Below are 22006 nucleotides of genomic sequence, written 5' to 3'. Positions count from 1 at the left end.
CCTTCAGATTCCATCTCACGATGGACACCCTTGCCTTCGGCTATATCCTTCCCACTACCGGGCGGATTCGGGACTTTAACCCGTTAGAAACGTGCGCCGCTAGGCGCACTTCAATAAAAAACCTCACCAGTATTTCTACCAGTGAGGTTATTATATCATATCGCCACTTCCATAAGCATCAAATCTGCTCATTCTCTACATCGTTTGGCGTAAAATTGGCGTATTTTTGTAATTTTACGAATTTCCACCAATAAGGTACATCACGTTTTTAGTAGAGCTTTGCTCCTGCTGGAATGTGATCATCCACCATCAGAAGATGAAGTTCTTCCTCCTCGGAATCCTTCAGGTTATTTACTGCTGAAAGCAACATACCACAGGAATCAATACCCATCATCTTTCTAGGTGGAAGATTTGTGATGGCAATAAGTGTCTTTCCAACAAGCTCTTCTGGCTCATAATAAGCGTGGATTCCGCTTAAAATAGTGCGGTCCGTGCCTGTTCCGTCATCTAAAGTAAACTGTAATAATTTCTTTGACTTAGGAACTGCTGCACACTCTTTTACCTTAACAGCTCTAAAATCTGACTTGCTGAATGTATCAAAGTCTACTTCTTCCTCAAATAAAGGTTCAATCTTTACATTAGAGAAATCAATCTTCTCTGCCGGCTTATCTGCCTCTGCAGAAACTGCCTTGGAAGACTTGGATGCTTTCTTATCAGAATCCAGACTCTTCATTGTCGGGAAGACCAGAACCAGCCTTCCTGATTATACAAGCATAGCGTAAATAATTCCTCTGTAGTCAATTATCTGCATATTATATTGTCAACTCTTCAATAATGCATATAACCGCCTACAACTGCATCTATCACATCAAAAAAGATGTCAAAGTGATGTCATTTTCCATATTCTGGTGTCAAAACTATACTATAGAAATATGACAACTTAAAATTCATTTTCGGTTACCATTACAATATAGCATAACACCATCAAAACTGCAACCTAGCTCACACATATTAAAATACATCTAGTTTTTCTGATAACCGAACCATCGACTCCTTCTTGGCTTCTTCCGTAGCATCAGCATAAATATCCAGTGTTGTCTGAATGTTCTTATGCCCCATAATCTCCTGAATCACTTTCACATTTGGCTCCTGCTCACACAATCTTGTGCAAAATGTATGCCGCATATGGTGACAGGTAAAATGAGGAATCAGTATCGGTTCTCTCTTTTCTTTCTTCGCTTTAATAATCTCCTCAGCATTGTATGCATCTGATACCCGCTTGATCGCCTTATTGATTCCCTGCGGATTATGAACAGCTCCATAACGATTTCGAAAGATAAATCCACTCATTCCGTCAATCGTCATTTCATTACTGCCTTCAATCTTCTGGTATCGCTTTTCATCCTGCAATGCCTCATAGACTGCATCCAACATAGGTACATTCCGAATCCCCGCCTCCGTCTTAGGCTTAGATACAGAATACGAACATCTGAAATCATCTTTTGCATCGGCTCTGTACGAAACACTATGGTTAATATTGATCGTGCGTTCTGCAAAGTCAACATCTTCCCAACGCAAACCAATAATCTCACCAACTCTACATCCGGTTCCCAGCAACACCGTAAATAATGGAGCCCATCTATAATAGACTTCACTATGCTGCGTGTAATCAATAAACGCTTTCTGCTGTGGTATTGTTAAAGCTTTTCTTTTGTTTGCACCTGTAGTGCTTTTCTTTTTAATCTCTGCCATACAGCCATCTGCCGGATTGATACGAATAATACTGTCACGGACTGCCAGTTTGAAGATCGGATGAATAAGAGTATGAATCTTATCCACTGTTCCAACCTGCAATTTATAGTTTTGCATCAAACGCTCATAAAAAAACATAACATCTGAATACTTCACTTCTGCCACCAATTTTTTCCCGAATGTATCTCTCACATAGCGATCATACATATACACATAACTGGTATATGTAGAGGATCTCAGTTCTGATTTCATCGAAAGATACCTGTCGAAAACATAATTTACTGTAGCTCTTCCCGCAGTATAAATATCCAATCCATCTAATTGATCCTTTTGAAGCTGTTGCTCTCTTGACCGCAGCTTCATCAGATCATTCGCATAAATATAACGCCTCTTACCAAACGGATCTGTATATGCGTATGAATATCGACCATCCTTTCTCTGGCATTCCCCTTGTTTAAGTACTCTGCCTCTGCTATCCTTCCGTCCTGCCATAGCATCCACTTCCTTCCTATCTACATAAAAATAGGAAAGAATCTTAAATACAAATATCCTGCTTGCTCCCAGATTTGTATCCAATGATTGAAAAAATCACTTTTGTTATTCAATCTAACTACAGTATACAATATCGAACATATGTTTGCAAGCATTTTCTGACATTTGCATAGAAAAATCTTTCCTATCAATTCTATATCCATTACTTCCGTCAATCGGTGATCCGGAATGACTCCAGATATTCATCTAAAATATCACAATTCACTAAAACCACTTGATTGATCTTATAGGTTGCCTGTGCGTCCTTTGCCAGATCCATGAACTTTCTTTCACTCATACTATAGAGTTCTGCACCTTCACGGTATCTGACAAAACGCTTTTTTATCTTTGCAGGCTTTGCTCCCTCTCTATTATTCTTCACTGCCATCTGCTTCCTCCTTAATACCCAGTTGAATACGGATTGCCGCATCAATCGCATTCATTACTTCCTTATTACAGATATATCCGATCTTGCTCTTTACCAGTCTGCGGTCAATCGGTACGATCTGCTCGATCATTACCACGGATTTCTTCATTGGATACCCTTTGATATCCTCTGCCAAGATCTCCACATGTACCGGATTATACCTCTTATCTGTTCTGGTCGAACATGGACAAACATTTAAGATTCTGCTTTTCGGATTACTGACAACCACACAGGGTCTGACACCGGATTGTCTGGAATCACATTCGTTTGGATGCTGTCCCAGATCCGCATAGATCACATTACCTCTCATAATGTTCATAAATCTCTCCTTTCCGCTGCTCCCTCACACTGGGAGCAGCTATCCATCTATTTACTTGTCATCTCTTACTGTATTGGCAACTCCAGCAAACCTTCATCTACGGAATATACCTTGCCACCTGCTGCCGCAATCCGACCTACTTTCATATACAGATCATACACACCGCAGGAAATATAGCGTGAATTGGCAATGACAACTGCCTGCAGTTCACCGACCTCAATCTGTCTCGCCAGCTCCACAAAATGCTTCTGCATCTCGCATCTGGAAAGCCCTGCCCGATGATACGACTTCACTATCTTCAATCCATTGCCTTTGCAGTAATCCTTAATATACCGAAACTGCTTCTCCTCTTTCTCCTGAATCTCCTTGTCCGGAGCATCCACGGATAAATAAACAGCACACATCAACTTCTTATTCTTCTTACTCATAACTTGTACCTCCTTACGCTGCCGCCGGATAATTTGCCAGCATTGTCAAAAACATTGTCGTAAAATATTTTCTCTGTGGTTCCGGCAATTCCTGCAATTTGGCATCAATCGAATTGTCCTTATGATCAGAACTCTCCCCTAAGATACTGTTTGCATCGACATGGAGAACCTCCATCAAAGAAATCAACAGATCCAATGAAATCTTGCGGCTCCCTAATTCTACCTGCTTGATATGGGATTCCGACTTGCCAAGTTCATCACTGAACTCACCCAATTCATAGCCTGCTTCAACACGCAAATTGCGAATCCTCTGTCCTATCACTAATCCATCATACTGAAACATGATCTTCACGCCCCTTCCACATCGTCCATAAGCTGTAAATGAAATGCCAATCCATTACAGATCTTCTGCTGCAGCCGTTCATCATAAACATGTCCCATCTTATGTTTGATCTGCCGTCTGTCGATTGCCTGACAATGCTCCAGCATACACATTCCTGATGTATTCAGCTCATTATTGCAATCCTCCCGGTCAATAAAAACATGATACTTACTATCAAGCCCCTTCAGGCTTCTCGTCATCGGTGCAACGGTAAGATTGGGGAACTCTCATTGTATTCTGTTCCGCTCAATACGATTGCCGGTCTGGACTTTCTAAGCAAACAGTCACCGCTGATCTCACCAAAGTCCACAAATACAATATCCATCCATTGATATGTTCTTTCCTGCATAGCTGCAGTAACAGCATCGTCATAACCATAGGTAAATCCAAATCTTCTACTATCATTCGTCATTGTCTGTTTCCTCCTGATTCTATCTGCCGTTATGTAATATGGTTCCTGTATCACGCGACTAAATCTTCTTGTATCACTTGCAAGTGGTTGTCTCTTACGGACAATTCAAGTATATCAATGCAGGTGTTTAATAAAGAGAACCCAGAAGGTAAGTTACTGGTACTGATAGAAAAATTTGCGCAAAAAAATAGGCAGCCCTCTCGAACTGCCTACATGCCAATAGAATGTAACACAACTGATGACTTTATCTCATCATAAATCTTTATAATCATTGTTAGCTCTCTTATATCTACTTACAACAACTCCCAGGCAAACCGGAAGTTGAAAGTTCCTATAAATTACAAATCATAATATATTCTTCATCATTTTCATCAACGATTTCAAATCCTACCTTCCTATACATACGGACAGCATAATTCATCTTTTGAACAGCTAATGATGCTTGTTTATATCCTTCTAGTTTTAATTTCATTAGCATCTGTTTCATTAATTCTGTTCCGATACCATAGTTTCTATACTCTTTAAGAAGTGAAATTGCAAAAGACGGTGTTTCATTATCTATATGACCGTAATCATTCATAATCCGAACCCATACAGCACCAACAATCTCATCCGCAACTTGAGCAACCAAACATAAGTCTCCCTTGTTCTCACCAAAGTCCTTTACATATACCTGCAAATCTGGTTTGTTAATGATATCTTTGGACGGTGCTGGAATACCTTCAGGAATAAAAATTGCCTCGTATAAAAAAGTATCTAATATCTTATTTTCATCTCGTTTTAATTCTCTTATTAAATAATTCATATAACCTCCGATTTATTTTTATTTATAAATCAGTTGTCATTCCACACATAATGATTCCTCCGTTAAATATCGAATTGTGCAAAAGCCCAAGAGACTTTAATGTCCCTTATGCTTTTCTCTTTTCTTTTGCTGTTTCAACTCAAATATTCGCTGTTCTTCAGCCTCTTTTTTCTTGCGGCTTCTCTCTTTACGCTCCTGATTGTTCTGTTCCTGTTGTAATTTTAATGCCTGCTGCGATTTTGTGCCGATGCCTGTTTCCATCGTCTGCTTTTTTGCTACTCGTTGCATACGCTTTGGATTTCTTTTTATATCCTTTACAACAGTTTCAACAGCCGGACTGAATTTCAAACTAAAATAGTATTTTTGAATATATTCCTGCACTTCGTAATCCTTTGGTTCTGCACCAAATGTTACCTTCGCCACAAATAGTTTACCATCTTCAATACGTTCAAATACACCTACCCAAAATGGTTCTTCAAAATATACCGTCAGTTTTCCACTTGCTTTGTCCATAAGAATCCCTCCTAAAATGAATTGAACAAAGAATGGACAACCCGGAGGGGCAGGTTACTTACCCTATTTGCATAGGACGGCTGGGCTACCTACCAGCTCTAGTACATTTTTAATGTACATTGCGTTTTTATCTTTGTATTTATAATCAAGCCATATGGCACGATTAACTTATTCGGTCAATTCCGATTTTCTTAATTCAACAAACTGGAAATATCATAAAAGAACAAAGAAAAAAGAGAAAACTCAGTCAGAGTCAGCTTTCTCATGCATTAGAAAAACATAATTATCCTATAAAACAGTCTGCTATCAGTTCATGGGAACAGGATGTCAATATGCCGAGTGCCGGTCAGTTTCTGGCTGTCTGCGAGATACTGGGAATTACAGACATCTATTCCACCTTTATCGGCACGAATCCTGAGAACAAAATCTCCCAATTGAATGAAGAAGGTCAGGAAAAAGTATTGGAATACATAGATTTGCTGGTACAATCCGGAAGATATCAGAAACCAACAGCTGAGGTCATTCCCTTTGCCCGTACCATTCGCTTATTTGATATTCCGGCATCGGCAGGTCCCGGAGAATTTCTGGATGGTTACGATTATGAAGAAATCACCGTGGGAGCAGAAGTTCCGGAAACTGCCGACTTCGGCATCCGCATCAGTGGTGACAGCATGGAACCAAGATTTATAAACGGACAGATTGTATGGGTAGAACAGACCAAACAACTGAATAACGGAGATATCGGTATCTTTTTCCTTGACGGCAATGCCTACTGCAAAAAACTACAGGAATCTGCAGACAGCACCAGCCTTATATCCCTGAATACCAAGTATGCACCCATTGTCATTTCCGAAACTTCCAGTTTTTATACTTTTGGTCGTGTGGTTGGGTAAGAGTCCAGATTATGGTACTGCATACAAAGTATAATTTTTGATGTAAGAAACTGACACTCCCCACAGACAATGTCACAGAATCATGAAAAGAGGTGATAACCATGCCAATATCCAACAATCTGAAAAATGTCCGCAAGGAAAAACACTGCTACCAGAAAGATGTGGCACTTGCCACCGGAATCTGTCCTCGCAGCATCAGCAATATAGAACGGGGCGAGTATTACCCCTCTCTGGAAACAGCACTCCGAATGGCAAAGTATTTCAAGGTGCCGGTAGAAGAACTTTTTATCCTGACAGAGGAATAACAGACATACGAATAACGGAGGACAGCCTCCGTTATTTTACTCCATCTCACATAGTATGAGGTGGACATTCTTTTTTCTCACGCAGAATAAAAGAGAGACTGTAAAATACAGTCCCTCTCACGAATCATTTGTATCCCTTTACTTTTACTTTGGATGAAAGTCCTTTTTTCTTTAACAACTTCTTATATGCGGTAAGTTTCTTCCTTGGTACCTTGATGGTTGTTATCTTGGTTAGTCCCTTAAAGGCATTCTTTGATACCGTCTTGGAAGTCAGTTTCTTAGAACGAATCGTTATTGTCTTTAACTTCTTGCAACCATAAAATGCATTCGTTCCAATCTTTGTGGTTTTATCCGAAAGTGTTATGGATGTAAGCGATGTACAGCCTCTGAAAGCGTTTGCACCAATGGTGGTTACATTCTTACCCATCTTCACTGTTTTCAACTTCTTGCAACCATAGAATGCATTCTTACCTATGCTTACGATATTTTTACCTATCGTAATTTTGGTAATCTTCTTATTATTCCTAAAACAGTTATCTGCAATTTTTGTTACTTTATAGGTGACACCCTTCACCTTGATGGTTGCAGGAATCGTTATGGTCTTTGCATTCTTATTTGCCGGTGCCACGTACGCAACCTCTTTCTTTTCGCTGCTGGTGATGATATAACTACCGGTCTTCTTATCATCCGATACCTTATCTCCTTTTTTCGGAGTCTTTACTGCCGGTGTTTCTGGTACTGGTGTTGACGGTGTTCCCGGTGCTGGCGTTGACGGTGTTCCCGGTGCCGGCGTTGACGGTGTTTCAGGTGTCTGTACATCCAGTTTTGGAATGTCAGCCGTCTCCTTATAACCACATACGCAGCTTCTCTCTTTCTTCCCTGCCTCTGTCGTGGTAGCGGCAACAACCTCTTTCCACTCGCCAAAGGTATGCTTCTCTTTTGTCAGAACGCCATCCTGTGCATCATGCCCGCAGGTGCTTGCGTGCCAGTGGTACTCTGCATCATATGTCCATGTATCTGCATATTGATGGGTATGCAGTTCCTTTATGACTCCTTTTCCCTCAAGGGCTGTTTCGTAACTATCCTTTGCCCCATCCGGAATCTGAACCACTGTTCCTTCTGAAATGGCATCTTTGACACCTGCCGGTGCAGTTGCTCCTTCAAAAGTAACCGTTGCTACCCCGGTAAATGCACCTGTTCCAACCTCCGTTACCGTATCCGGAATCACGACTTCGGAAATCACCGGTGCCTCCGTATCCTGTACAAATACATCCGAATTAATTCTTGTCACGACACAAGTCTGTTTTGCATCATCGTCTATAACTTTGGCAGGAATGGTCAGCGTACCATTTGCAAAAATATCACTATTATTCTGGCTCAGTGCGTTTACATCTACTGCTGTTACTGCAACAGCCAGCATTTCTACATTCTGTCCGTCTACTGTGACAGTTACGGTCTGCCCTGCCGGCTTTCCGTTTTCTTCCTTTGTAACAGTCTGGTAGGTAATATCATCTATCGTTGTTTTCCATATGTTGGAGCAATCCTTGCATACACCATTTTCATAAGTATGGTTGCTGCTGTCCAAATCGCCATAGGAAGTTCCACATACGGTGCAGACTGCCTGATGTATACAGGTTGCCTTGCCACCCTGATGCTTTGCAAGAGGGATTACCGTTCCTGATTCAACCAGTTCTCCACATTCTACGCAGTAGGTATCTCCGGTATATCCCTCCTCTTTGCAGGTCGCTTCCCGCTGATTCCGTATTTCAGTATGTGTGTGATCACATTTGCTTCTTGTAATCGTAATGCTTACACTTTCTGTCTCATAGTTGCCCTTGTCAGCTCCTGTATAAACCGCAGTCGCCGTCACAGCCACACCATCTGCAAGCGCCGTGTCCTTATCTGCCTCCTGCCAGCTCCAGCCTTCCGAAAGTATAATATCGCCAACCTTCTTTGTGCTGTGTGCCGGTGCCATCGCAGTTTCCGGCATGTTCGGAGCTTTCGTTGCCTTGTTGACCGTAAGACTGATTTTCATATCAACAGCATTATAATTATCTGTATCTGATGGCGTAAATGTCACATCATACTCTATCTTTCCGCTGTCTGCCACTGTAGGCTTGATACTGCTATTCTTCCATGCAAATGTTCCTGCTACCTCTGTTCCATCGGCTGTTTTGTATGTTACTTTGCCGCCTGTCAGGGTACTGTCTGAAAGTTTCTGCCCGTATGTAAGGGCGGTTGCTGTAGGATTTTTTGCAATTACCGGTGTTGCTTTAGTTACTTTAACAGTTATTGTTCCAGTTACTGTATTGTAGTTGTTTGTGTCATCAGGTGTAAATACTGCAACATATCCACTGTTATTTACTGTCGGTACTGTTGTATCCGTCTTCCAGCTCCAGGTACCTGCAACGGAAGTTTCCGTTCCACCGACTACCCATGTACCATCTGTGCCATTTAAGGTGTAATCCTTCAATGTCTTTGCCGGATCATAAACGATATTCGTTTTACTTACCGTTGGTATGGTTACATTCGGTGTTGCCCTGCTTACAGAAATTTCCACAGTTCCGGTCAGCCCGACATATATGTCTGCATCATCCGGTGTAAATTTCCATCCCGCAGTTGTTGTGCCTACTGTCGGCACATCATCAGGTGCTGCAAACTCAAGTGTTCCGGGAACAACCGTATTCGTTCCCTTTTCTACAAATACCGCCTTGCCAAGATTAAGTTTTGACAGCTTATCTCCATAGGTAAGGGCATTGCTTCCGTTAATTGTTACGCTGCTTCCATTCTTCAATGCAACGACTATCTTATCCGTAATACTGATATTTACAGTAAATGTTGCAGATTTATAATTTGCCATCTGGGCAGTTACGGTAATGTTTGCTTTATCGCCTACTTTTTTACCGGATATTACAGTGTAGGTCAGCTTACCGGCAGTATCTACCGCCACATTCTGCAAAATTACACTGCTGTCTGTCGTATCCGTTACTGTGTAAGTTGTATCTCCTCTATTCTCCGGCAGTTTATCTGCAATATCAATTGTCACAGCTCCGCCAGAGCCTTTTGTATTCACATAGCTTATGTTTTCGGAAGCTAATGTTGGTGCAGATGCCTGATTTACGGTAACCATAATCGTCTGCTCTGCCGCACCGGTATAACACTCTGTTTCCGAAAGAGATACTGTTACGGTGGCACTTCCTGCTCCCACAATCGTTACTTCTCCGGTATCGGAAACTTTAATGACCTTTTCATCGGAAACTTTATAGGAAATCGTTCCGTCTCCGGTTCTGCTACATCCAAGCTTAAATGCCTCATCCCCAAAGGTCGGGGTAAATTCAGTCTGTTTCAGTGTCAGCACTCCGTCTGCTTTTGCAACAGTATCCGAAGTATCATTAACTGTTCCTATGTATCCTTCCGCAGATACCTTAACTGTAATCTGTTTTCCAATTGCTTCGGCGGATACAATCTTATAAGTATTGCTGCTTCCCTGCTGAAGCACTGTATCGTCCGCGCAGAAAGTATAGGTTAATACAGCTCCCTGCTGTGCTCCGGTTACAGTTGCAGTTAAGGTTTCCCCATACTTTGCAGTTCCGGAAAGGCTTACGCTGCCTTCTAAGGTTGCGGTATAGGCAGATGTATTGGAAATAACATCACTTGCCTTATATCCATCTGTTTCCTTTGCCCGTACCTGTAAATCTCCTGTGTTGACTATCACGTTTCCAACTGTAACAGTACCAACACCGGTGCCGGAATCTACCGTAATATCCGTCCAACTTGCTCCACCATCGGTACTGTATTCGTAAGTAACTCCGCTTGTTCCGTTAAAGGTAAAGGTATTGTTTTCATCATCCACATTTCCATTCGTCGGTGGATTTGGATGTTCTGCCTTTGCTACCTCGGCGGTGGAATCCGTCAGTTCTCCGGAACAGTTTTCAGCGGTAACCTTAACTGTAATCACTTTTCCTACATCATCTGCTGTTAAAGTATATGTATCTCCGGTAGCAATCGCTGTAGTATCTTCTCCACGATACCATGAAACTGTAACTTCGCCGGCATCTGTCGCAAGTCCCTCATAGGATGCTGTCAATGTTTTTCCATATACTGCCTCTCCGGAAATGGATACAGTTCCCGTGATGGCTTCCTTTAATGTCTTAAATGTGCTATTTAAAAGATAACTTTCATTTCCTGCCTTATCCACTGCAAGAACTGCACAGTAATACTCGGTATTTGGTTTCAGGTCTGATAATGTAAAGGTTCCGGTTGCATTGTGATAATCAGATGCTTTCAAATTCTCTGTCGTAGCACTTGTTACCTCATTTATATCCGTACTATATAAGAAATAAACCTTCTCAAGACCGCTTCCATCTTCAAAAATATCAAATGTCACACTACCGGAGCGATCCTTCATGACCGGGGTTATATCAAAAATATACGGTTTCTCATCATCATGCAAAATGCCATCACTGGACAGATAGGTTACATTTCCGACATTGTCTGTGATTCTCGCATACACATAGTTGGTCCTGTTCGTCTTGATTTTAGGCTTATTGCTATTATCATAATCTTTCCAGCCACTCAGATTCTGCATATCTGAAATTTGTGTATATGCCTTGTCAGATACCAGATATTCTGTAGAGGCTATACCGGAGCCGGTATCCTCTGATGTAATCGTAATTTTTTCTTTGGTGTTGGTATAGAAGCCAAAGGAAATTTTCTCTAAAAATTTATCCCATGTACTTTCTTTTACCTGAATGGTTCCGGTTGGAGCAGCTTTATCAATCTTAATCTCTTTGTTTATGCTATCTGTAATGTATCCGTTACTGTCTTTAAAATAAAGAGTATAAGAATGTGTTCCCTCTTCGGTAACCGAAATGCTGTCATTCCAACTGCTTCCATCCGTTGATACCTGCCAGTCTGCTACGCCGATTGTGACATCTGAAGTATACCAGTCATTCGCACCTTTCGTTCCTGTTATATAATTATCCGGAGCAGTAATGTAAGCAATGGTAAAGTTCTTTGTAATTTCTCCTGTATAATTACCCTTTCCGGTAATCTTCACATAAGGAGCGTTTTCAGCATTGCTGCCTGCCACATCTGTATTGTTTCCATAAGTAATGTTATAATCTTCACCAAGAGTTAATGATGTCTCGCCTTTTTTTATGGTAATATCCGGCTTAATCTCATTACCTGTATAGTAGTAAGGGGTATCCACACCGCTAATACTGATACCAGAATAGTTGATGTTCTTTATATTACAGTACGAACAGCTTTCGCCAGTCTTGTCGTCGCCAAAGTCATGTTCCTTTAAGCCTTCCGCATTATTTGTGTATCCAACCTTACAAGGAGAACTTTCTGAAGGTTTATAGACTTTCGCATTACTAAAAACAGGAAAAGATTGTTTCTCACCATCATTATCAATGTTCTGTCCCCAGACCTGTGGTATCGTGCCATCTTCTCCCACTTTCTGTCCATCCTGCAAAAGGTATGCAACCTCGCCGGATGCAAACTGTGCAGCGGTTTTTCCTTCAGCCTGCCCTTCGACATCTGCGCCGTTAATGCCACCCAAATCCGTGCCTTCCGCTTTCAGATAATAGCAATTGTTTATCGTACAATTTTCACCATATCCGAACACGCCTCCGACATCATCATTTCCACTTACACTACCTGTGTTATAGCTGTCAGTTATCGTAACACTGCTACCAGTTCCACACACGCCTCCGACACATCCTTCTCCACTTACCACTCCTGTGTTATAGCTGCCAGTTATCGTACCATCTACACCAAATGCGCACACGCCTCCGACATAATGTTCTCCGAAAAAATAAGAATCAACGACACCGACATTCCGAATTGTTGCCATATATATATTGTCAAACAAGCCAACATGACTTTTTTGGCTATCATTGAAAAAGAGTCCGCTGATGGTCTTTCCATTTCCATCAAAAGTCCCCTGATAGCCGTTATTAGCTGCTCCAATCGGTGTCCATGAAATGAAGTTCCCGCCGTTTGCTACTTCATTGGTCAGATTGCCGTCATCATCTGTTTTATATGTAATCCTGTCAAGCAGATTATTATTTACCGTGATATCATTCATCAGCTTCGCACAGGCTGAACTATTTTTAGTAACGTCTGTAAGAGTTCCGTTTACAAGTCCGGCGAACCAGTAAAGTTCTGCCGCCGAGGTAATCTGATACGGGTTTTCTGCTGTACCATTACCATTTTCCGGTTTTGTTGGTGTGATGGTGGTTGCTTCCAAAAGCTGTGCTCCACCCAGTTCTACATTTACTTTCAGTGCTGCTGCGTCCTCTGCTGCATTTACCGTAAGAGCTGATAAGTCCACGCTACTTCCAATCAGGGCTGCCGTAAGCAACAATACTGCGATTCTCTTTCCTCTTTCTTTCCATTTTTTCATAATACCATTCCTCCTGTCCAAACTATGGTACGGTTACATATTCTGTCCCCATAAAGATATTCTCTTATTTTCCAGTCATATTCAGATAAATCATATGAACGGATGCCTTGCAAATTCTTCCAGAACAGCTTCCAGCAGCTGCCCTTTTTTATCAGCCGCCTTCATGATGCGTAACATCTCTTTCCTTGATCGTGGGTATATTTGTTTTTTTCCCATATCATTCATTCCTATCAAAATTACAGTTACATTCATTTTTAATTATACATATTTCGGTTGCATTTGTATAGCAAACTTTAGTTATGGAAAAAGCAAACTTTTACCCAAACCCTCATCCGTTCCTTAATGATTGTTTCTAGACAACTCAATTATATGACCTTAAAAAATCTGTCCAGTTAATTGTAACCTATCCAATCTAACCAGTAGGAACGGTCATCCTCATCCTCTTTGCCCTTTCCTGTCCATTTCATAATAAACTGCCTTGTAGCTTCTCGTTGTTCTACATCTAACATTGCATACCCTCCATATCCAATATCCAAATAAATTCTGAAGATTCCTACCCTTTATTTTAACATAAACCCTGACTTTATCCTATATAAAATACAATATGTTTATTAGGTCGCATAACAGGCGACAAAAAAACTGACACATTTTTCCTGTGCCAGTTTCTAATGTTCATATCATATGCCAATGTATGATTGAGTGTGGTTCTCTAAACAATCTATAGGATTTAATAATGGGGTTATTCTATTTTCCTCAGAATAGCATTCTTCACACATATTGTAGTTCTCCATCAAATTCATAGTTGTCGTTCCCTTATCATAACATAATTTGTAAGAAAAACGCCCCGCCTTTCTGCTTGTTGTTCCATCACAACCTTGTAGCCTCTTTTTTCAAAAAATGGTCTTGCAGTAATAGAAGCGTGTGTCGTTATATTTCCTTCAACAAATTGTTCCAATTGGTTGCAAATAGCGGTTGCAATTCCTTTTCTTTGATTGTCTTTATGGACAAACAAGCGATCAAGATAACCTGTTTTATCTATATCGCCAAATCCTACAATAACATCGTTTCAACAGCGACAATGCTGTAATGTTCTTGTAACGACGAATTCCATTTTTCAATATCAACTTGTCCTGTTGCCCATACATTTAGCTGTTCCGTTGTATAGTCTTTTGCATTAACAGTGTGAACCGTATTATAAAAAAGTTCTGCCAGTTCTTTACAGTCTGATTGTTTGTATTTTCTAATTATCACATTTGTTTTCCCCCATCACATTGTCTTGACAACTTCTAATTCTTTTCACGCCCACCTTCTTTCCCTTCGGACAAGAAGTATCCCTCGCTCAAAGAGCTCGGTCAATTCCGATTTGTAACTGACCACATCTCCGTCACACATCATATTATATCAGACATCATAACCTTTGCAATCACCAACTTGCATGACGAAATGGAAAAATCAAATTTTCTCCCGCCTACAAACTCTTATATTTCTGCACCAATGCCCCCAATTCTTCCAACAACGCATCAGATGGTGTCATAGTCTCGTCCCCCTTCAGTATGTAATCCGTACTCACTCCATAAATTTCACTAAACATCAACAGCGAATCAATCGACATTCCCTTCACTCCTCGCTCTATCCGGCTGATCGTTCCCGGCTCAAGTCCAACTGCCTCCGCCACCTGCTCCTGTGTCTTTCCTGCCTGTTTTCTTAATTCCTTTAATCTCTTACCACTTGCTTCCATGTCATAAATCATCATAATTCTCCATCCTTTCCAGCCATCTCGATAGCCAGAAGTAAGATGATGAAAAATTAATTTTGAATTTTCCGCTGCATGATCCACGCAAAAAGACGCAAAGGAAAGCCAGTTATCTACTGGTTATCTTTCCCCTGCGTCTCTGGTGCTTCCATCATTGCTGATGTGCCCTTATCAGGTGGGCTGTTCATTTAATTGTCATTTTGTTTCTATGTAACAGATCCCAGATCTGTCAGATACGAAGCATACCTTTGTCGGCACGCTTCCGTATCATGCCTTCTGTATATTTATTCAACATCATTACCCGTTTGCAGCGGCTGCATTTGATCGTAATGCCCTGCAGGACGATCCGGTCATCGTCCTGACACAATGTATAATCCATCATCCTCGCATTACATTCTCTGCAATGCAACTGCACTGTACTCCAATTCTTCTCCAATTCAGTTCAACTCCTCTACCATACAAAATTGCTATTACCAACACGCAACATTTGTACTTGCAAGGGAAAGGGAAATCAACCTTCGCAAGCCCATTACTAGAGCCGGAAGTTCCGATGCGCCCTGTCCTGACGCTCCGACATTGCTGATCTTAAAGCCTGTTGACCATGGCAAGCCATGATCTGCTTAAGCCGATTTCTCCATGAACCACATATTGTTGTCCTCATAGAACAGATATACTTCTTTTCCGTCTACGACACATGTATATCGCATCCCGGCACCGCCTGCCTTTAAGCTGGCTGCACGCCGGATGTCTTTCACTTTGCTGATCTCATACTCTACTCCATCCTCCCATACAAAACTTTTCGGAAGGAGCATTCCATCCTTGGTAAATGTGGCATTCACATCTACATAAATTTTGTCTTCGTTCAAAGAACTGCCTCCTATTCTTAACTAAAATATCCTTGCGGATGTACCGTATGGGAACCTTTTGCATCCAAAGAGGATAACAGCTTATCCTGATACATCAGTCCCCGTTGAATACTGAAATATCCAAACCTTTTCCGAATCTCATCCACCGCAGCATCTGCTTTCTCCTGCTTTTCCCGGCGGATATAGTCACAGAATATGTCAAGCTGCTCATATGCATGATCCAGTGTTAATTCTGCTCCTCTGACACCAAGACTTCGGATTGGTTTTTCCCATTGATATGTTGCTCTGAAAATGCGATAGGCTTCCTGTGCAATCTCCGATGTGATGTTCGTCGGTCTGTCTATCTTATGCTGTCTCGTAAAATGATGTAGTGCGTTGTCGCGGACGGATATTTCCACTACATGGCACTTAAAGCCATTCTCCCGCAGTCTGGCAGCGACACTTTCTGCCAAAACATACAGGATGATCTTCACATCTTCATCCGTCTCCAGATCTCTCGGAGTCGTTGTGCTGTTTCCTATGGACTTGATCGGGGCATGGGTATGTTCCCTCTTAACCGGAGAATCATCCCAGCCATTCGCAAAAGAATGAAGTACCAGCCCTATCTTACCAAACCGGGATTTCAGATACTTTTCCTCCATCTGCGCCAGCTCACCAATGGTACGGATGCCCATGCTTTGCAGCTTCCTCTCGGTAGACTTTCCTACATATAAAAGATCACCCACCGGAAGCGGCCAAGCCTTCGTCCGATATTCCTCTCTGCCCATCGTCGTAATCGCATCGGGTTTCTTATAATCAGAGCCCAGCTTCGCAAAGATCTTGTTGTAAGATACACCGATACTTACGGTAAGACCTAACTCTGACTTAATTCTGCGACTGATATCCTGAGCAATTGTAAGCCCATCTCCCATAAGGGAACAGCTTCCTGACACATCCATCCAGACCTCATCGCAGCCGTATGGTTCCCAAAGGTCTGTATATTCCTGATAGATCTCATGTGCCATCCTAGAAAAACGCAGATACAAGTCCATTCTCGGCGGAACAAATTGAATATCCGGGCAAACTTGTCTTGCCTGCCAAAGTGCCATACCAGTCTTCACTCCCTGCCGCTTCGCCAGATAATTCGCTGTCAATACGATTCCATGTCTTGCCTGTGGATCACCGCCTACTGCCATCGGCACATGCCGCATCTGCGGACGATGTAACATCTCCACGCTGGCATAGAAACAATTCATATCCACATGAAGCACTGTTCTGTCTGCCATAATCAATCTCTCCAATCCCAAAAAGAACATTTGTTCTGTTTTTCTATGCCGTCAGTATAAATCATTTTTATCATTATTTCAAGTGTAAAATATTACCCATTTCATCATAGAAACGATTTTTGCATTGATTTTTCATGAGGGATTGTATATAGTATATACAGAAAACAGACAAAAACACTCTTACGGAGGCAATAAAATGAACTCAATCGGAAAGATATTACAAGATCGTCGAAAAGAACTTGGTTTGACACAACCCGATGTAAATAAAGAACTGAAACAGTTTGGATACTCTATGAATCATGCAGCGATCAGCTCCTGGGAACGCAATGTTACCCAGCCGAACGCCACACAGTTTCTGGCACTCTGCAAGATTCTCGGCATTACAAATATTTACGATGCATTCATCGGAGAATATACGCCAGATAATCCATTCAGCGAATTAAACGAAGAAGGCATTCAAAAAGCGAAAGAATACATAGATCTGCTGATCAAATCTGGAGATTATACCAAAGAAGATACCTCTGTCCTTCCCTCTTACCGGGAAATCAGACTGTTTGATCTGCCTGCGTCTGCCGGAACCGGCGAATTTCTTGACAGCGATAACTTTGATATGATCGAAGTCGGAAACGAAGTCGCACCGGAAGCAGATTTTGGTATCCGAATCCACGGTGACAGTATGGAACCCCGCTATATCAACGGACAGATCGTTTGGGTACAGCAGACGGAAGAACTGGAATCAGGAGAGATCGGCATCTTCTATCTTGATGGCAACGCCTACTGCAAAAAGCTGGATTGCAGCAGAGTGGGAACCTTCCTTGTCTCCCTGAATCAGAAATATGCTCCGATCCAGATCACGAAAAATAACAGTTTTAAGATTTTTGGAAAAGTAGTATGCTGATAGTCCTGTTTATAGAACAAGATATAGAATATAATAAAGACAATGTCTGGGAGCCGGTCTTTCTTCTTCCCCGGCTCAGCACCATTTCGCGGAAATGATTTCCACTTATGATCAGTATGGAGGGCACTATATGGTAACAAACAATATCTCGGAAATACGCAAAGAAAAACATCTCAGTCAGGATGACCTTGCGGTCGCACTCGGCGTATGCCGCAAGAGCATCTTTAATATTGAGCATAATAATGTGATTCCGAATATTGATACCTGCCTGCGTCTGGCAAAATATCTTGATATGACGGTAGAGGATCTGTTTGAGATACAGGATGCATAATCTCCCACCTACTCAAACATTTATCCCCGCTCGTTTTCAACAAAAGACGCAGGAATTCTTCTGCGCCCAAATCTCACACCCAACACTTTATTCGATCTTTACGCTCCCTGTCAGCAGTATATCCGCCCGGTCTTTCGCCAATAACTCCTGATTATTCATGATATAATAAAACAAACTCTCTATTTTATCATTATTTTCTTTTTTCGCCTTTTGATAATATTCATGGGAATTGTTCATGATGACCTCGTACACATTATCCAGCTTATTAAACATTCCATCTGAATGTCCCATACTGGTCAGTTGAACCAGCACTCTGTCCATGTTGTTAATTGCATCTTCTGCCTCAATCAACAATTCCATATCTTTCTTATCCATAGTTCCATTCTCCTCAAAAATTACATACATTTATGATTTCTATGCAGTATATCAATTAATCAAACGTCGCCGGACTCAGATTATTATCATCCATAATCTTCTGCAACTGGCTCTGATCTGTTATCTCCGTGATCACATACCCTCTAGGTCGTGGTTCGTCAAATCCAGTAATGACAATATAGTATGTTCCATCTGCCTTGACTAAAGTTTCTCCATGATACTCAAATTCTCCACATGGCTCCGCTTTCATTCCCATGTGTTTACACATATAAGCAAGTAAAACACGACTTGCCCGACAGTCTCCCTTTCCTCCAAGTAATAGCATTTGCCAGTTATTTTGATTTACCTGATAATCCGTTGTCTCACCGATGTAAGCTGCTGCCCTCTCCACTTTTTCCTTACCTGTCATAGAAGAAGTAATATTCCTTTGTTCAAATGCAGTCAGCACTTTATCCACATAAAAGTTACTTTCAGCATATACTCTTACCGTGGCTGTCAGCCGTTGATTGTTTTCCAGTATTGCTGTTACCGTACTTGTCAGATATGGTGTGCCATACCCCGGTCCCCAAACTGTTGTCAGCAGACCGTCATCAGAGATTGTTAGTCCGGATTCCGTAGACACTTTCCACTTCTCCACTTCCAATTTTGTTCCGGTGACCTGAAATTGAAAGGTTGTCTTATGTGCCGGATCTACTGTCATATATGGTTTCAATGCATCATCCACATGGTAAATGTCTACTGATGTCGCATTCAGACTCGGAGTATCCGCTTTAGGAGTAGCTTGTTTCTTTGCAGTTACTTTGATCCTGCACCGCTTTGTTTTTCCTTTGTACCTTGCGGTAACATATGCTGTTCCAGACTTGCAGGCTTTCATCTTCACTGATTGCTTACCCGTCTTTATGATCTTTACCACAGATTTCTTACTGCTTTTCCACTTGATCTTCGCCTTCTCCGGAACATTTTTCACGGTCAATTTACTTATTTTTCCCACCTGTAAATTTTTAGAAGTGGCAGATAGTTTCCATTTTGTTTTTGCAGAGGCAGTATGTGGAATACATACTACCAATGCTAATGCCATCACGGCTCCCATTATCAACTTCTTGCTCATATCACACACCTCCATCTCATTTGCCATTCTCATCTTTCTCCTCCGGAAAAGGAACATATTGCATTAAATTACTTACCTTATGCTCTATCTCCAGCCGATACAGCATCAATCGAAGCAAATAATCGGGAATCTCCCGCTTTTCGGTAAACCATCCTTCTACAGTCCGCAAAGGAATACCAAAATATTTAGCAAACTCTTTCTGTGTCATCCCTGCCTGTTCTTTTGCTGCATTTAAAATCTCTCTTTGTCTCATCCATGCCACCTCCATTTACCATTCATTGTATGGTTTCTTTGTACTTCCACCTTACCATTCATTGTATGGTTTGTCAACAAAAAAACAACACAATATGATAACTACATACTATGTTGTTTTCTAGTATATTAAGTTAAAAAGCTGGAAATTGAATTACTCTCTGACAATTGCATATATTTTCATATCAACGATACTACCACATTTCACAACATTACTCTTTAATGTTCCTTTGTATTGGAACCCCAGTCTCCTTATCTACAAGGATTTGGCGAACTCCTTCATCCTTAAGCTGACTTCCGTCTCTAAATGTAACTTCAAATCTTTCTTCTTTCTTTGCCATGTTTATTTCTCCTTTTTTCAAGCGTTAAATTCAAATTCGTCTCTCAGTTAAACACGCCGGCTTACTGAAATTTCACGCAGACTATTCCTATACCGTAATGTCTATTCTGACCGATGATTTCTTCTCACCAAAATGCTTTATTTCGATATCCTTCATTTCCTCTATAACATCTTTTTCAATTTGGTGAACATCACTTAATTGTAAATCTCGCTTCGAATCATTTACTATTTTTGCTGCCTCATCTACTGAAACAGTTGTATCTGATGTTAACTGTTCAGACATTTCAGTATCGTTTGAATCCTCTGCAACCTGCCCCTTTTCTATAGATGTCTCTACAATTTCCTCTTCTGTTGGCAAATCCCTATATTCTGTACTTTTTACAAATCTTGTGAATGACTCTACAGCTCTAAAAGTATTTCCCATGATACGTTGAGCTTCCTTAAGCTTTTCACTCTTTGGAATATTTGGATTATTCACGATACTTTTTAGTTCTGCCAAATTTCCATTCATCTCATTTACTTGAAGCCTTTGAGCCTCTTCTTTTGTCTTACATCTCTCCAACCTACGCTCATAAGCTTCTTGTTCCATTCTTGCCGCTTTATATTCCATATAGGCTTTAGGGTCTTTCTGACGAATAGCATCTTCTTCTGAAGCTGTTAATTCTTGACCGCTTGCAATCTTGTTATAAATCTGACTATATGCAGAACTTTCTTTGTCTCGCTCAAGTTGCTCTCGGAAATGCTGAATCATGCTTTCTTCCTGACTTGTTACAGTCATACCCTCTTGCTTCTTTACAACATCCCCGGTAGCCTTCTTTTGCTCCCAATCATTTACTAACTGCATCTGATTCACAGCGTTTCGTATTGTACCTGCAATCATAGCACACCTCCAATTCCCGGTTAATGCTACGATTAAATAGTGATATCAAACTTCATACCCTGTGTTGCCTTTTCTTCTGTTATCTTACTCCAATCCAGTTCAGAAATCTTTTCAAGTAATTCTTCTTTTGAATTTGCCTGAATTGTAGTCCGCTTAACAGTTACATCCTTCTTTTCCTGCTTTTTCTCCTCTGCACGTTTTTCCTTTAATTCTTCAAGCCGTTCTTTCTGCTTTTCTGTAATCTTCTCCAAATCAGCAAAAAGTGTCATCTTTCCATCATCATCAAAGGACATAGTTAACTTATTTAATACAGTTCCACTATTGTCTGTCGTTCCCCAAGCACGTTCAAACCCAAACTGTTCATTGATTTTATCTGACATCTCAACTGCAGTTTTTACCGTAGACAATTTTTCCCGTGCATATTTCTCATCGGATGCCATTCTTTCAAGTTCAGCACTTGAAAAAACAACTGTAAATTCCTTATCGCTTTGGTCTACTAATCCTCTGAAATCATCGCCTTTATCAGCAATAATAAAATCGAAATCCGCATTATCCTTACGCAATGTTTCCAGATATTTCTGTGCCTTAGAAGATAACTTATCTTCGCTGGATTTTATTTTCTGTGCATTGGGCTGCACATCTTTTGCTTTCTCTGTGTTATTTTGCTTACTAACAGTATTGCTCTTATAATAATCTGTTACCTGTGTTAAATTAGCTGCTCTAATCATGGTATCATCCTCCTTGAAAATTGATACAGAA

General features: G+C 41.1%; 26 protein-coding genes and 1 pseudogene. 4 read left to right on the top strand and 23 right to left on the bottom strand.

Annotated elements, in window-relative coordinates:
- Positions 1-268: 268 nt before the first annotated feature.
- From DXA20_RS00890 to DXA20_RS00845, 10 genes are all read right to left on the bottom strand, one after another.
- Entirely contained in the window at positions 269-733 is a 465-nt protein-coding gene (locus DXA20_RS00890) for a hypothetical protein (protein WP_118558953.1), read from the bottom strand.
- A gap of 278 nt (positions 734-1011) precedes the next feature.
- A complete protein-coding gene (locus DXA20_RS00885) occupies positions 1012-2244 on the bottom strand; it encodes a site-specific integrase (RefSeq protein ID WP_118558952.1) in 1233 nt (410 codons plus the stop codon).
- Between the two features lie 211 nt (positions 2245-2455).
- Positions 2456-2671, bottom strand: coding sequence for a DUF6462 family protein (locus DXA20_RS00880; protein ID WP_118558951.1), 216 nt, complete (start codon positions 2669-2671; stop codon positions 2456-2458).
- Complete coding sequence (locus DXA20_RS00875; protein WP_118558950.1) at positions 2655-3029, bottom strand: type II toxin-antitoxin system PemK/MazF family toxin; 375 nt, start codon at positions 3027-3029, stop codon at positions 2655-2657. Before DXA20_RS00875 ends, DXA20_RS00880 begins: the two co-directional genes overlap by 17 nt.
- Positions 3030-3094: 65 nt before the next feature.
- Complete coding sequence (locus DXA20_RS00870) at positions 3095-3457, bottom strand: recombinase family protein (protein WP_118558949.1); 363 nt, start codon at positions 3455-3457, stop codon at positions 3095-3097.
- A 13-nt stretch (positions 3458-3470) separates the two neighbouring features.
- Positions 3471-3800, bottom strand: coding sequence for a helix-turn-helix domain-containing protein (locus tag DXA20_RS00865; protein WP_118558948.1), 330 nt, complete (start codon positions 3798-3800; stop codon positions 3471-3473).
- 5 nt (positions 3801-3805) lie between these two features.
- On the bottom strand, positions 3806-4039 hold the full coding sequence (locus DXA20_RS00860; protein WP_118558947.1) for a hypothetical protein: 234 nt from the start codon (positions 4037-4039) through the stop codon (positions 3806-3808).
- Complete coding sequence (locus tag DXA20_RS00855; RefSeq protein ID WP_118558946.1) at positions 4036-4251, bottom strand: hypothetical protein; 216 nt, start codon at positions 4249-4251, stop codon at positions 4036-4038. The genes DXA20_RS00860 and DXA20_RS00855 overlap by 4 nt, the downstream gene beginning before the upstream one ends.
- Before the next feature lie 331 nt (positions 4252-4582).
- A complete protein-coding gene (locus DXA20_RS00850) occupies positions 4583-5056 on the bottom strand; it encodes a GNAT family N-acetyltransferase (RefSeq protein ID WP_118558945.1) in 474 nt (157 codons plus the stop codon).
- A gap of 96 nt (positions 5057-5152) precedes the next feature.
- Positions 5153-5569, bottom strand: coding sequence for a YjdF family protein (locus DXA20_RS00845; protein WP_118558944.1), 417 nt, complete (start codon positions 5567-5569; stop codon positions 5153-5155).
- A gap of 170 nt (positions 5570-5739) precedes the next feature.
- Here DXA20_RS00845 and DXA20_RS00840 point away from each other — a divergent pair, with 170 nt between their 5' ends.
- Positions 5740-6462: a helix-turn-helix domain-containing protein gene (locus tag DXA20_RS00840; RefSeq protein WP_330420550.1), complete on the top strand. Its 723-nt coding sequence runs from the start codon at positions 5740-5742 to the stop codon at positions 6460-6462.
- A gap of 101 nt (positions 6463-6563) precedes the next feature.
- Positions 6564-6767: a helix-turn-helix transcriptional regulator gene (locus DXA20_RS00835; protein ID WP_118558942.1), complete on the top strand. Its 204-nt coding sequence runs from the start codon at positions 6564-6566 to the stop codon at positions 6765-6767.
- Positions 6768-6891: 124 nt separating this feature from the next.
- On the opposite strand, the gene DXA20_RS00830 is transcribed toward DXA20_RS00835, so the two are convergent.
- From DXA20_RS00830 to dinB, 7 genes and pseudogenes are all read right to left on the bottom strand, one after another.
- Entirely contained in the window at positions 6892-13179 is a 6288-nt protein-coding gene (locus DXA20_RS00830; protein ID WP_118558941.1) for a leucine-rich repeat protein, read from the bottom strand.
- Positions 13180-13269: 90 nt separating this feature from the next.
- Positions 13270-13395, bottom strand: a complete 126-nt coding sequence (locus DXA20_RS17030; protein ID WP_279222338.1) for a hypothetical protein — start codon at positions 13393-13395, stop codon at positions 13270-13272.
- Between the two features lie 580 nt (positions 13396-13975).
- A pseudogene (locus DXA20_RS18250) lies at positions 13976-14430 on the bottom strand (GNAT family N-acetyltransferase).
- A 217-nt stretch (positions 14431-14647) separates the two neighbouring features.
- Entirely contained in the window at positions 14648-14932 is a 285-nt protein-coding gene (locus DXA20_RS00820) for a helix-turn-helix domain-containing protein (protein WP_118558940.1), read from the bottom strand.
- Positions 14933-15161: 229 nt separating this feature from the next.
- On the bottom strand, positions 15162-15368 hold the full coding sequence (locus DXA20_RS00815; protein ID WP_118558939.1) for a hypothetical protein: 207 nt from the start codon (positions 15366-15368) through the stop codon (positions 15162-15164).
- 184 nt (positions 15369-15552) lie between these two features.
- Positions 15553-15798 carry a hypothetical protein gene (locus tag DXA20_RS00810; RefSeq protein ID WP_330420545.1) on the bottom strand — a complete coding sequence of 82 codons (246 nt, stop codon included), beginning with the start codon at positions 15796-15798 and terminating at the stop codon, positions 15553-15555.
- A 17-nt stretch (positions 15799-15815) separates the two neighbouring features.
- A complete protein-coding gene (gene dinB / locus DXA20_RS00805) occupies positions 15816-17063 on the bottom strand; it encodes a DNA polymerase IV (RefSeq protein WP_118558938.1) in 1248 nt (415 codons plus the stop codon).
- A gap of 196 nt (positions 17064-17259) precedes the next feature.
- On the opposite strand from dinB, the gene DXA20_RS00800 reads away from it, so the two are divergent.
- Positions 17260-17961 (top strand): XRE family transcriptional regulator, encoded by a 702-nt coding sequence (locus DXA20_RS00800; RefSeq protein ID WP_118558937.1) that lies wholly within the window; start codon positions 17260-17262, stop codon positions 17959-17961.
- 130 nt (positions 17962-18091) lie between these two features.
- Positions 18092-18292, top strand: coding sequence for a helix-turn-helix transcriptional regulator (locus tag DXA20_RS00795; protein WP_158577080.1), 201 nt, complete (start codon positions 18092-18094; stop codon positions 18290-18292).
- A gap of 87 nt (positions 18293-18379) precedes the next feature.
- On the opposite strand, the gene DXA20_RS00790 is transcribed toward DXA20_RS00795, so the two are convergent.
- From DXA20_RS00790 to DXA20_RS00770, 6 genes are all read right to left on the bottom strand, one after another.
- The gene (locus tag DXA20_RS00790; protein WP_118558935.1) at positions 18380-18667 is read right to left on the bottom strand and encodes a hypothetical protein; all 288 of its coding nucleotides are present in this window, start codon (positions 18665-18667) and stop codon (positions 18380-18382) included.
- 55 nt (positions 18668-18722) lie between these two features.
- Entirely contained in the window at positions 18723-19808 is a 1086-nt protein-coding gene (locus DXA20_RS00785; protein ID WP_147403658.1) for a hypothetical protein, read from the bottom strand.
- Positions 19792-20028 carry a helix-turn-helix domain-containing protein gene (locus DXA20_RS00780; RefSeq protein ID WP_118558933.1) on the bottom strand — a complete coding sequence of 79 codons (237 nt, stop codon included), beginning with the start codon at positions 20026-20028 and terminating at the stop codon, positions 19792-19794. Before DXA20_RS00780 ends, DXA20_RS00785 begins: the two co-directional genes overlap by 17 nt.
- A gap of 211 nt (positions 20029-20239) precedes the next feature.
- The gene (locus DXA20_RS17025) at positions 20240-20368 is read right to left on the bottom strand and encodes a hypothetical protein (RefSeq protein WP_279222337.1); all 129 of its coding nucleotides are present in this window, start codon (positions 20366-20368) and stop codon (positions 20240-20242) included.
- Positions 20369-20455: 87 nt separating this feature from the next.
- Positions 20456-21247, bottom strand: a complete 792-nt coding sequence (locus tag DXA20_RS00775; RefSeq protein WP_012740998.1) for a hypothetical protein — start codon at positions 21245-21247, stop codon at positions 20456-20458.
- Between the two features lie 32 nt (positions 21248-21279).
- Complete coding sequence (locus DXA20_RS00770) at positions 21280-21975, bottom strand: DUF6033 family protein (RefSeq protein ID WP_015521659.1); 696 nt, start codon at positions 21973-21975, stop codon at positions 21280-21282.
- Positions 21976-22006: the final 31 nt, after the last annotated feature.

Origin of the sequence: Roseburia sp. AM59-24XD (assembly GCF_003478445.1) — a bacterium.
GTDB lineage: Bacteria > Bacillota > Clostridia > Lachnospirales > Lachnospiraceae > Jutongia.
Note: the sequence above shows the minus strand (reverse complement) of the source record. Positions and strands in the feature narration are given on the sequence as shown.